General features: G+C 34.5%; 11 protein-coding genes. 10 read left to right on the top strand and 1 reads right to left on the bottom strand.

Annotation, left to right across the window (positions count from 1 at the left end):
• The first annotated feature begins 4 nt into the window (after window positions 1-4).
• On the top strand, window positions 5-922 hold the full coding sequence (locus PBV87_RS20505) for an ATP-grasp domain-containing protein (protein WP_271013545.1): 918 nt from the start codon (window positions 5-7) through the stop codon (window positions 920-922).
• A gap of 43 nt (window positions 923-965) precedes the next feature.
• Entirely contained in the window at window positions 966-1,763 is a 798-nt protein-coding gene (locus PBV87_RS20500) for an ATP-grasp domain-containing protein (RefSeq protein WP_271013544.1), read from the top strand.
• Window positions 1,764-1,790: 27 nt separating this feature from the next.
• On the opposite strand, the gene PBV87_RS20495 is transcribed toward PBV87_RS20500, so the two are convergent.
• Window positions 1,791-2,147, bottom strand: a complete 357-nt coding sequence (locus PBV87_RS20495) for an ArsR/SmtB family transcription factor (RefSeq protein ID WP_271013543.1) — start codon at window positions 2,145-2,147, stop codon at window positions 1,791-1,793.
• Between the two features lie 267 nt (window positions 2,148-2,414).
• Between PBV87_RS20495 and PBV87_RS20490 the strand changes: the two genes are divergently transcribed.
• From PBV87_RS20490 to PBV87_RS20455, 8 genes are all read left to right on the top strand, one after another.
• Window positions 2,415-3,701, top strand: a complete 1,287-nt coding sequence (locus PBV87_RS20490; protein ID WP_271013542.1) for a hypothetical protein — start codon at window positions 2,415-2,417, stop codon at window positions 3,699-3,701.
• A gap of 115 nt (window positions 3,702-3,816) precedes the next feature.
• Complete coding sequence (locus PBV87_RS20485) at window positions 3,817-5,094, top strand: hypothetical protein (RefSeq protein ID WP_271013541.1); 1,278 nt, start codon at window positions 3,817-3,819, stop codon at window positions 5,092-5,094.
• Between the two features lie 248 nt (window positions 5,095-5,342).
• Window positions 5,343-5,486: a hypothetical protein gene (locus PBV87_RS20480; RefSeq protein ID WP_271013540.1), complete on the top strand. Its 144-nt coding sequence runs from the start codon at window positions 5,343-5,345 to the stop codon at window positions 5,484-5,486.
• Between the two features lie 3 nt (window positions 5,487-5,489).
• Window positions 5,490-6,884, top strand: coding sequence for a tetratricopeptide repeat protein (locus PBV87_RS20475; RefSeq protein WP_271013539.1), 1,395 nt, complete (start codon window positions 5,490-5,492; stop codon window positions 6,882-6,884).
• 111 nt (window positions 6,885-6,995) lie between these two features.
• Window positions 6,996-7,334 carry an STAS domain-containing protein gene (locus tag PBV87_RS20470; RefSeq protein WP_242847689.1) on the top strand — a complete coding sequence of 113 codons (339 nt, stop codon included), beginning with the start codon at window positions 6,996-6,998 and terminating at the stop codon, window positions 7,332-7,334.
• A gap of 21 nt (window positions 7,335-7,355) precedes the next feature.
• Window positions 7,356-7,781, top strand: coding sequence for an anti-sigma F factor (gene spoIIAB, locus PBV87_RS20465; RefSeq protein ID WP_053985498.1), 426 nt, complete (start codon window positions 7,356-7,358; stop codon window positions 7,779-7,781).
• Between the two features lie 33 nt (window positions 7,782-7,814).
• The gene (sigF, locus tag PBV87_RS20460) at window positions 7,815-8,537 is read left to right on the top strand and encodes an RNA polymerase sporulation sigma factor SigF (protein WP_053985497.1); all 723 of its coding nucleotides are present in this window, start codon (window positions 7,815-7,817) and stop codon (window positions 8,535-8,537) included.
• Between the two features lie 299 nt (window positions 8,538-8,836).
• On the top strand, window positions 8,837-12,562 hold the full coding sequence (locus PBV87_RS20455) for a phosphoribosylformylglycinamidine synthase (RefSeq protein ID WP_271013538.1): 3,726 nt from the start codon (window positions 8,837-8,839) through the stop codon (window positions 12,560-12,562).
• The last annotated feature ends 6 nt before the right edge of the window (window positions 12,563-12,568 follow it).

Here is a 12,568-nt window from a genome sequence, read left to right as displayed (position 1 = left end):
TGACATGATAAAAGGTGCAATTGTAGTAAATGGATATATGCGTACCGCAAAATTTGAAGAGATAACTGGGCTTTATGAAGAGGCTGCAAAAACACAAGGGATAGAGTTAGAGGTATGGTATACTGACCAGCTTTGTTATGGCTTTGAAGGAGACCATACACCTTTTATCAATGAGGAAATAAAGGATAAACAATTTGTCCTATTTTTAGATAAAGATGTAATGCTTGCAAGGCAACTAGAAAGACTTGGATTAAGAGTGTTTAATTCAGCAAGAGCTATTGAAATATGTGATCATAAAGGGATGACAATAGAAAATTTAGCTTATAGTGGCATTAAATGTCCACAAACCATATTGGCGCCGCTGGTTTTTCGTGGGATGTATGATGAAACGAAAAAAGATAGTTATATGGTCCATTTAGAAGAGAGACTAGGATATCCAATGGTAGTTAAGGAATGCTATGGATCTTTTGGGATGCAAGTTCATTTAGTACATAACCGAAAAGAATTAAGAGAGATAAGAGGCGAAATTGGCGATATACCACATCTGTATCAATCTTTTGTACGTACAAGTATAGGACGTGATGTGCGCATTCATGTTGTAGGCGGAGAAGTTGTTGCAAGTATGTTACGTTGCAACCAAGGTGACTTTAGAGCGAATATTACAAATGGAGGCACAATGCATCACTATGAGCCAAATGAAGCTTTTAAAGAGATGGCAGTTCAAGTTTGCGATAAGTTAGGTCTGGATTTTGCAGGTGTAGATTTGATGTTTGGAGAAGGAGATGAACCTGTTTTATGTGAGGTGAACTCTAATGCCCACATTAAAAATATTTTAGATTTAACAGGTATTAACATAGCAGAAAAGATTATGGCTTATATCGGGAAGGAAGTAACAAAGGATGAAGGGATTATTGATTTATAAAAGAGAAGATTATCTCAAGAACACAAATTATGCCAATATGTTAATGAATTATGGAAAACAGGAAGGTTTAGAAATAGAGTGTATTTGTTATGAAGATATTCAAATAGGTGTAAATCAAGATGGATTATGGATAAATGCCAATATGCAAAAGGTGCATAATATAGATTTTGTAATCAATCGTACGAGAGAAAGTATCTTAGGCAAACAGTTTGAGCAGATGGGAATCAGAGTATTTAACTCAAGTGAAGTGACCTATATTGCCAATCATAAAGGACGTACCCATCAATTTGTAAGTGGACTCGGGCTTCCAGCTTTAAAAACCATGTTCTTTTATCCTAAGTTTATGAGCATTTCCAATATACCGTTTGTGTATCCTTTTGTACTTAAAAGTCCAGATGGACATGGAGGAGAGGAAGTTTTTAAAGTAGAGGGTGAAGATGAATTAAAAAAGTTGTTGGAAACGTACCCTAAAGAAGAATGGCTCTTACAAGAAATGTGTAAGCATGTAGGTGAAGACGTTCGAGTTTTTGTTATTGGCAACCAAATCATAGGTGCTATAAGACGTTATTCAAATGTTGATTTTAGAGCAAACTATTGCTTAGGTGGGCAAATTGAAAGTTATACTTTAAATGAAGAGCAAAAAGGGTTAGTAAATCATATATTAATGGATTTACAATGTGATTATGTGGGAATAGATTTTATTGTGGATGAAGAGGGAAAATTTATTTTTAATGAATTAGAAGATGCAGTAGGAAGCAGAAGTCTTTATAATCTTAACAAAATTGATACAGCTAAGTTATATATTTTATATATTGCAAAAGAAATGAAAAAGCTTGCTTAAACCATAGGGATTAAGCAAGCTTTTATTTTAGTCTTCACATATATGTTCATAGCCTTGGTGGAAGATTTGTTGAATATGAGTATCTGCTAATGAGTAATAGACAACTTTGCCTTCTTTACGTGATTTAACTAACTTAGCAGCTTTAAAGGTACGTAATTGATGTGAAATAGCTGAGTGGGTCATATTCAGTGAGGCAGCTAAATCACATACGCACATTTCAGAGATAAAAAGTGCACTTAAAATCTTAATGCGTGTAGGATCTGAAAAAACTTTAAAAAAACTTGCTAAATCAGAGGCTTTATCATCATTTAAGATGGAAGGTATAACTTTTTGAACGATGTCATCATGTATAATAGAGCAAGTACAGGTTTCAATTTCTTTCATGTTGGATAAACCTCCTTTAGTAAACCGTAATTCCTTAATTATAGGTTAGTCATATTGAGAAGAAAAGTCAAGTTTACTCCCTATTTTTATTAAATATAAAAAAATCCTAAGAAAAATAATCGTAAGATGTTGCTAAATGAAGTAACAGATAAAAAGGGAGGACATATATTGTAAGTGTAGACAAGTAACTAATTGCATAAAATCACGGCATAATAACTTACTTATCTACATAGAGTTTGTCATTAAAGTTAAGGGAGGTATTTTTATATGCTAACTTCAAAGTATGATGGCACAGAGAGTATGCCGATGATGGTCATGCAAGCTACTCCATGTACGGGGAGTGAGAATGTTTTATTGATTCAAGACAATGTACCATGGTATGCAGGTACAGGTCAAGATCCGCTAGGTGCAAATGCAACAGAGTTATCAGCTCAAGGTAAAAAATATTGTATAATCACATCAAGTGATCTTGCTACTGCAGATTTATCACAATATGATGAAATTGTTATTTCTTCAGCTCAGAATCAAGGATTTTATGATACGTTATTCCCATCAGGGACTGTTCATTCAAAACTTGATGATTTTGTAAAACATGGTGGGGTTTTATCTGCCAATTTAGCAGATCATGCATCTGGTCAAGGAAATAATGGTACATGGGACACCTATACCTTTATAGGTGGTATTCAGCATGTAGAAGGATATTCTGAGGATAACAAGATTGTAGACCCAACACATCCTATTGTTGCAGCTACTGTTCCATGTACTAGTGGAAATTGTGGCGTGATTGTTGATACAGCATCTTATAACGATCTAGATGACTGGGGTTATTCATCCCATGGCTATTTTACACATCTTCCAGCTGGTGCAAAAGTTATTTTAACAGATGAGAAGAATCAACCAGTAATGATTGAGTATGTTTATGGGAAAGGCGTTGTTATAGCTAACCTTACAACAATAGAGTGGCGATATACAGGAGGCAGTGGTACATTAGCTCAAAATAAAAAGTTACTAGCTAATGAGTTTGCTTATCAAGATTATCTTGTAGAAAAAAGAAAACCCTATATACCTACAGAGGGTGATGTAGACCTTGCTACTGAAACTGTACAGTGTCCTTGGAATTTAGAACAAGAAATAGAAGTTCAAGCTGAAATAAAAGTCTTTGTAGAAAAATATAAACATTCTGAGGGAGATTGCCAAGGTATGAAACCTGGTAACGGTGATGATATTGCATTCACTATAGTTTTTGGTAACTATGGAGAATTTGCATATGTAGCACCAACAGCTAAACCAACTGTTACTGATACATTAAAGGTTAAGGCACCAGTTAATTTGAAATTAATGACCTTGCATCTTGCTGCAGACTATAAACTATATTATGGAAATACAAGTAAGGAAGTGCAAGTTGGCGATGTATTATATGGAGCAGTAGGAAGCTACAAGCTTCAATTAAGAAAATATGATGCTACAGCTAATGATTATGTAGCAGACTTTGATTTGCCACCTCATTATATAAGCTGTGTGTCTATGCTATATCAAATCGAGTTTAGTAATTAGTTAAAATAAGTAAATAGAGCTAAGAGCATACGAAGCTAACCTAAGATTGAGCCTTATATTTTATTCTGGGCAAACTTAAGTTAGCTTTTTAGTTTGTGAAAAGGAGGGATGACTTATGAGGGAGAAGAAATATAATGCAGAGAATCTAAGATCAATACCTATGCTGCCTACAATGAGAAATAGAGGGAGTGAAACGGTTTTATTGATTCAAGACAATGTACCATGGCGAGCAAGCGCAGACAATCCACTAGGTGCTGATGTGGCAGAGTTAACAGCACAAGGAAAAAAGTACTGTATAATTGGTTCAAGTAAGCTTGAAACTACCGATCTATCACAATATAGTGCGATTGTTATCCCATCTGCTCAAACACAAGGGTTTTATGATAGAATATTTCCAGCTGGAACAGTTCATTCAAAGCTTGATGAGTTTGTAAAGCATGGTGGAGTTTTATCCGCTAATTTAGCAGATGGTGGATCCGGTGAAGGATATGGAGGGAAGTGGGCCGACTATACTTTTATTGCTGGTGTTCAACATGTAGAAGAATATTCTAGTGATAACAAGATTGCAGATTCAACACATCCTATTATTGCAGCAATAGCACCATGTGTAGGTGGAAATTGTGGTTTAATTGTTGATTTCGGAAATTATAATGATCTAGATGGTTGGAAACATGCATCCCATGGTTATTTTACAAATCTTCCTGTTGGCACAAAGGTTATTTTAACAGATGCGAATAACCAACCTGTAATGATAGAGTATATGTATGGCAAAGGTGTTGTTATTGCGACCCTTACAACGGTAGAATGGAGATATGTAGGAGGTACTGGTAGATTACCTCAGAATAAAAAGTTATTAGCTAATGAATTTGCTTATCAGGATTATCTTGTAGAAAAAAGAAAACCCTATATACCCACAGAGGGTGATGTAGATCTTGCTATTGAAACTATACAATGTCCTTGGAACCTAGAACAAGAAATAGAAGTTCAAGGTGAAGTAAAAGTTTTTGTAGAAAAATATAAACATTCTGAGGGAGATTGCCAGGGTATGAAACCTGGTAAAGGTGATGATATTGCATTTACTTTAGTATTTGGTAACTATGGAGAATTTGCATATGTAGCACCAGCATCGAAGCCAACGCTTAATGATACATTAAAGGTTAAGGCACCAGTTAATTTAAAATTAATGACCCTGCATCTTGCTGCAGACTATAAACTATATTATGGAAATACAAGTAAAGAAGTACGAGTTGGTGATGTATTATATGGAGCAATAGGAAGCTACAAACTTCAATTAAGAAAATATGATACTACAGCTAATGATTATGTAGCAGACTTTGATTTGCCACCTCATTATATAGGCTGTATATCTATGTTATACCAAATTGAATTTTAATAAGTAGCTCAAATCAGTAAATAGAACTAGGATATAAGAAGCTAACTTAAGGTTGAACATTATTTTTTATTCAAGATGAATCTAAGTTAGCTTCTTTAGATTATATAATTAATTGTAAAAGTTAGAGAAATTTAATAAAAAATATTGTTGTATAAAAATTGTATTAAGATAATTGTTGATTATGACAAAAGTTAGTTGTACTATGAAAATAGGAGAAAACTATCATATATTTAGAAGAGGGGTACAGCATGATTCAATTTGAAAAGGAACTAGAAAAATTCAAACCTATTTTAGAGGTAGCAAATATAGAGGAAAACATTGAAAATGAGGAGATTAAGGATATTATTGATTTAATTAAGATGACGAAACAAGTAAGTGGACAGGGGAATTAAAGTATGCAGGTAAAATGTCCGTATTGTAATCATTCGGTAAATAGTGCTATTATATGTGAGACCTGTGGAGAAAATATAAGATGGGTAGAAAAAATCTATGAAAAAAGTGAGCTTTACTATATAAAAGCCTATGAATGTGCTGAGAGTCGTTATTTATCAGAGGCAGTAGAATATCTAGAAAAAGCCATATATTTTAATAAATATAATATCCAAGCAAAAAATTTATTAGGACTTATTTATCTTGAGATGGGGGAAGTGGCATCTGCATTAAAGTTATGGATTTTAAGTGATGCCTTATGTAAAGAAGACAATGTTGCAGTAGAATATATGGAGAAGCTACAAAAGGAACCTAAACAGTTAGAAGCTTATAAAGATAGTTTAATGCTCTATAATAGAGCATTGCGTTATGTACATAAAAAGGATGACGATGTAGCCGTTATAAGATTAAAAAAAGCAATTAATCTGAATCCTAGTTTTCTAGAAGCACGTAATTTACTTGCTTTTTGTTATTTGTTACAAAAGCAAGAGAATAAGGCATTAGCACAAGTACTATATGTTCTTAAAAAAGATAGAAGTAACAAAAAAGCATTAAGTTATTTAAGAGAAATAGAAAGTAAAAATGTAGTTATAGAAGATGAAGAAAGCAAAAAAACTATTTCAGCACCTCATATTAATGATATAGATATTTCAACAGATGTGATGCCACAAAAGTTTATTAATAGAGGTGGGCTGTTTTCACGATATGCAATGTACTTTGTATTTGGAGCAGTATGTATGTTTGGAATAGGCATAGGGCTTATTGTACCAAGTAAAACCGCTTCATTAGAAAAAAAGGTTTATGATATGACCTCAGAAAATACCAGCTTAAAAGTAGAATTTGATACCTTTGTAGAAGAAGCAACACAAAAGGCACTTGCTTTAGAAAGTAATAATCAAAAGTTAGCAGAAGAAAATGAGCTGTTGAAGCAGCAGCATAATAAGGTGAGTCAAGAAAATAAACTTGCAAAAGCAAAGGCTTATAAAGAAGAAGGTAAATGGATAGAGTCAGCTGAAATACTTAATAATATTGCTGCTCAAGATTTGTCAGAAGAAAATCAAAAAGTGTATCAGTCTTTGAAAGAAACGGTATATCCAAAGGCTGGTGATAGATTGTATGATTTAGGTAACAATTTGTTCAAACAAGGTAACAATGTAGAGGCTATGTTGAACTTCGAGAAGGTACTTATCTTTGCACCAGGGATAAGAACCGCAGCACAAGCCCTTTATAATATGGGGCAAATTGAAGAAAAAAATAATAATAAAACCAAAGCATTACAGTTTTATAATATTATTTTAGAAGATTATAAGGATACAAATGCCTATTATAAAGCAAAAGATCGTGCAGAAAAGCTAAAGTAAGCAAGATAATTCACAAGGAACGTAACAAATGTAAAAAATTAGAAATTCATTGACAATATTTGTAAAATATACTATTCTATAGGAGTACAGGATATAGAAAAGAGGTGCCTTGTGAATATAGAGTTTTGTATGCAAGATACAACATTAATTGTTACTTTAGCGGGGGAAATCGACCATCATACTTCTGTAGAAATACGAGAGTCTGTAGATAGAGAATATCATAAAAGACGTGCAAGAAATATTTTGTTCGATTTTGAAAGAGTAGTTTTTATGGATAGTTCAGGAATTGGGTTACTTATGGGACGTTATAGAACAGTATCCATATGTGGGGGATATGTAGGACTTTATAATGTTTCATCAAAGGTTGACCGAATACTAAGTATATCCGGAATTTATAAGTTAACGAGGCTTTATGAAAGCAGAGAACAAGCTTTTAAATGTTTGGCATAAAGTGTAATAGGGGGAAAGAAAATGCAAAATTCCAATGAAATGAAGGTTGAGTTTGCAAGCAATTCATTAAATGAAGCATTTGCACGTGTTGCAGTATCAGCTTTCTTATCACAACTTGACCCAACTGTGGACGAGCTCTATGATGTAAAGATGGCTGTTTCAGAAGCTGTAACAAATAGTATTATTCATGGTTATAATGCAGACCCTAATCAACTCATTTGGATTAAATGTACCTACGAAGGTCGTATGGTCACGATTCAAGTTATCGACAAGGGGAAAGGCATTAAAGATGTTGATGAAGCGATGAAAGCACTTTATACCACTTCAGAAGATGACGAGAGAGCAGGACTTGGTTTTACTGTGATGCAGTCTATGATGGATCAAGTTCAAGTAGATTCTGAAGAGGGAAAAGGCACATGTGTTACTATGACAAAGACTTTCTATTGATGGCCCACACATTTGGTAGAAAGGTGGGAGTATATGGATCATACAATCAAACTCATTATGAAGGCTCAGCAAGGTGATGAAGCAGCTAGAGAAGTTTTAGTTGAAGAAAATATTGGACTTGTTTGGAGCTTAGTTAAAAGATTTGCTGGACGAGGTTATGAACTAGAAGATTTATTTCAGATTGGAAGTATAGGACTTCTAAAGAGTATAGAAAAATTTGACTTAAATTACAATGTTAAGTTCTCCACATATGCAGTGCCTATGATTGTAGGGGAAATTAAGCGATTTTTAAGAGATGATGGTATGATCAAAGTAAGTAGATCTCTTAAAGAAATTGCTTATAAGGCAAGACTTACGAAAGATGAACTTTGTAGATCACTTGATCGTGAACCTACAATGAATGAGATTGCAGCAGCACTAGATATACCAGTAGATGATATATTAGTCGCTTTAGAAGCAAACCTTGAAATTGAATCGTTAAGTGCCGTTATTCATCAAGGTGATGGCAAACCTATTACACTTGAAGATAAGATTGACCAAGCACCGCAAGAGCAAAATAATATGATAGACCATATTGTAGTCAATCAAGTAATTGAAGAGTTAGAACCTCTAGAAAAAGAAATCATTGTCTATCGATATTACGAAGATCGTACGCAAACAGAAATTGCAGAACTTTTAAATATTTCTCAAGTTCAAGTTTCGCGTATTGAAAAACGTATTTTGAAAAAAATGAGGGGATTACTCAATACAACTTGAAAAGGAGTTGCGCTAAAACATTAGTGCAACTCCTTTTTTATATGTAATAAAGTTCGAATGAAAATAATGAGGAATATAGAAAGCACAATATAATGTTCGGGTTTTTGGGGGTTAATCTACTATAAATTAGGAGATTTTTTGGGATTAGAATATAAAAAGCAAAAATGTCGAACTATAAAAAAATAAAAATAAAAATTGTTCGAAAAAGTTATTGACGAAGTCTATGGCTGTATGATAACCTTAACTTAACAAATATAGACTATAATAAAAAATACAGACTTTAAATGAGGGGGAACCTTATGGAAAACTTTATTGTTTACGTAGAAAAACGACCTGGTTTTGATGTAGAAGCTAAACGTGTTCAAGGAGAACTTGTAAACTTCTTAGGTCTTAAAAATATAGAAAATGTTCGTATTTTAAATCGTTATGATGCAAGCGGTATGAGTCAAGAAGTTTATAAAAAAGCACTTAAAACTGTTTTTAGCGAGCCTCAATGTGATAGGGTATACGAAGAAGTACTACCACAAGCTCAAGGTTTTATCTTTATGACAAGCTTTTTAAGAGGTCAATATGATCAAAGAGCTGATTCATGTGTACAATGTATCAAAACAATCGATTCACATGCAATACCAGTTGTTAAAGCTTCAAAGGTTTATATGATTGAAGGACAATTAGAAGAAAAAGATAAAGAGCGTATTAAAAATCATCTCATTAATCCAATCGAAAGTGAAGAAGTTGCGCTAGATGCTACACACTTATTAGATGCAACTTATCCTATTCCAGAAGATGTTAAAGTTCTTGAAGGATTTAATAACTACACCAAAGAAGAACTTGAAACTTTTAGAAAAGCAAATGGTCTTGCAATGAGCTTAGAAGATCTTGCTTATTTCCAATCTTATTTCCAATCAGAAAAACGCAATCCAAGTTTTACAGAATTAAAAGTAGTTGATACATATTGGTCAGATCATTGTAGACATACAACATTTATGACAGAGCTTACAGATATTACAATTGAAGAGGGCGCACTTAGCAAACCCGTTCAAGAAGCCTATACTCTTTATCAAAATATGAGAGATAAGCTTTATACTCAAAAATCTAAAAAAGTAAGTTTAATGGATATGGCAACAATTATCGTTAAGGACCTTAAAGCAGAAGGTGGCCTTAAAGAGATGGTAGAGTCAGATGAAATTAATGCATGTACTCTAGAAAAGGCTATTGAAGTAGATGGTAATATGGAAGATTACTTAGTTCTTTTCAAAAATGAAACACATAACCATCCAACAGAAATTGAACCTTTTGGAGGCGCTGCAACTTGTCTTGGTGGTGCCATTCGTGATCCGCTTTCAGGACGTAGTTATGTTTATCAAGCAATGCGTGTAACAGGCGCTGGTGATGTTACAGCACCTATGGATGAAACCATTCCAGGTAAACTTCCTCAAAGAAAAATTTCTCAAACAGCAACAAATGGTTATAGCTCATATGGTAACCAAATTGGGCTTGCAACAGGTGAAGTTAAAGAGTACTACCATCCAGGATATGTGGCAAAGCGTCTTGAAGTTGGTGCAGTAGTAGGTGCAGTGAAGTCAGATGCAGTAAGACGTGAAGAGCCAGTAGCAGGTGATGTAATTATTCTTTTAGGTGGTGCAACAGGCCGTGATGGTTGTGGTGGTGCAACAGGTTCATCTAAAGAACATACAGAAGATTCTCTCATGCAATGTGGAAGTGAAGTTCAAAAAGGTAATCCAGTTGAAGAACGTAAACTTCAAAGAATCTTTAGAAATCCAGAGTTCTCAAAAACAATCAAACGTTGTAATGACTTTGGTGCAGGTGGTGTATGTGTAGCTATTGGTGAGATTGCAGAAGGTCTTATTATAGATCTAGATCAAGTACCTGTTAAATATATGGGTCTTGATGGAACAGAACTTGCTATTTCAGAATCACAAGAACGTATGGCGATTGCAATAGAAGCTTGTGACGTAGAAAAAGTAATTGCCCTTTGTGAAGCAGAAAACTTAAATGCTGTTCAAGTAGGAACAGTAACCGAAGAAAAACGCCTCATTATGAAATGGAGAGGTAAAGAAATTGTTAATATTAACCGTGTATTCTTAGATAGCGCAGGTGTTACACAGCAAAGAGAAGCACATGTTACAGCACCAAACTGGTGTGAAGATAAAAGAAGTCTTACAAAAGAAAATGTAATGAATACCCTTTCTGACCTTAATGTAGCAAGTCAAAAAGGTTTAGGCTTACAATTCGACTCTACAATTGGAGCAAGAAGCGTACTTATGCCTTATGGTGGTAAAAATCAACTTACAAAAGAAGTAGGGATGGTTGCTAAGATTCCTGTAATTTCTGGGGAAACAACAGCAGCAACTTATATGACACATGGATTTGATCCATATCTTGCAGAACAATCTCCATTCCATGGAAGCTTATATGCAGTCGTTGAAAGTATAGCAAAACTTGTAGCACTTGGTGCCAATTATAAAGATACATACCTTTCTTTCCAAGAATACTTTGAAAGATTAGGAGAAGATAAAACAAAATGGGGTAAACCAGTAGCAGCCCTTCTTGGAACACTTGTAGCACAACGTGCACTGGGTGTAGCCGCAATTGGTGGAAAAGACAGTATGTCAGGTACATTTGAAAACTTAAACGTACCACCAACACTCATCTCATTCACATGTAATATTGGGGATGCAAGAAACTGTGTAAGCGGTAGCTTTAAAGCAGCTGGCAACAAAGTGGTTTATATTCATATCCCAGTAGGGGAAGATAAAGTGCCAAACTTTGATGTAATGAAAGAGGTATATGACAGTGTTCATAGCCTTGCTACAGCAAAACAGATCGCAAGTAGCTATGCCATTGGCAAAGGTGGTCTTGTAGCAGCACTTAGCCAAATGGCAATTGGTAATGATTTAGGTGCTAAAGTAAGTTTAGAAAGCTTACAAGTAGGTGCTTTTGAAGCAGCTTATGGGGATTTAGTACTAGAAGTAACACCTGAAGTAGCAGCAACATTACCTGAAAACTTTGTAGTAATAGGTGAAACAACAAAAGAATCAAATTTAACAATAGATGATGTGACAGTAGCACTTAATGAAGTTAAAGCAACCTTAGAAGCACCACTTGCAGATGTTTTCAAAACAGAAGTAGAAAATGAAGTAGATGGAAAAGATGCAACTTATGGCGAAGCACCAAGAATTTATACAGCTAAAAATAAGATTGCAGTACCTAAAGTTGTTATTCCAGTATTCCCAGGAACAAACTGTGAAGATGACACCAAACGAGCTTTCATGGCAGCAGGGGCTGAGGTTGAACAAGTACTCTTCTTAAATAGAACACCAGAAGCTATTGAAGATTCATTAAATCGTATGGTAAATGCTATTGATAAGGCACAAATTTTAGCATTCCCAGGTGGATTCTCTGCAGGGGATGAGCCAGATGGTAGTGCAAAATTCATTGCAGCAGCCTTTAGAAATGAACGCTTACAAGAAGCTGTTATGAAGCATCTTTATGAACAAGATGGTCTTGCACTTGGTATTTGTAATGGATTCCAAGTTCTTGTAAAACTCGGATTACTTCCATACGGAGAAATCTGTGAAATGGATGAAAACAAACCAACATTAACTTATAACACAATCGGTAAACATATTTCACTTATGGCAAAAACAAAGATTACAAGTGTACAGTCTCCATGGCTTAGTCATGTGAATGTAGGCGAGCAATATGAAATTCCACTTTCACACGGAGAAGGACGTTTTGTAGCACCACAAGTAGTACTTGATGAACTTGTTAAAAATGGTCAAATCTTTAGCCAATACGTAGACGCAAGTGGTTTCCCATCAAAAGCTGGTTCAGTTAATGTAAATGGTAGCTTATATAACATTGAAGGTATTGTATCAAAAGATGGTCGTATCATCGGTAAGATGGGACATAGCGAACGTGTAGGTGAATGTGTACACATTAATATTCCAGGAAATAAAGATCAGCAATTATTTAAATCAGGCGTAGAGTACTTTAAATAGAAGAGA

It is taken from the genome of Holtiella tumoricola (genome assembly GCF_027857615.1).
GTDB lineage: Bacteria > Bacillota > Clostridia > Lachnospirales > Cellulosilyticaceae > Holtiella > Holtiella tumoricola.
Note: the sequence above shows the minus strand (reverse complement) of the source record. Positions and strands in the feature narration are given on the sequence as shown.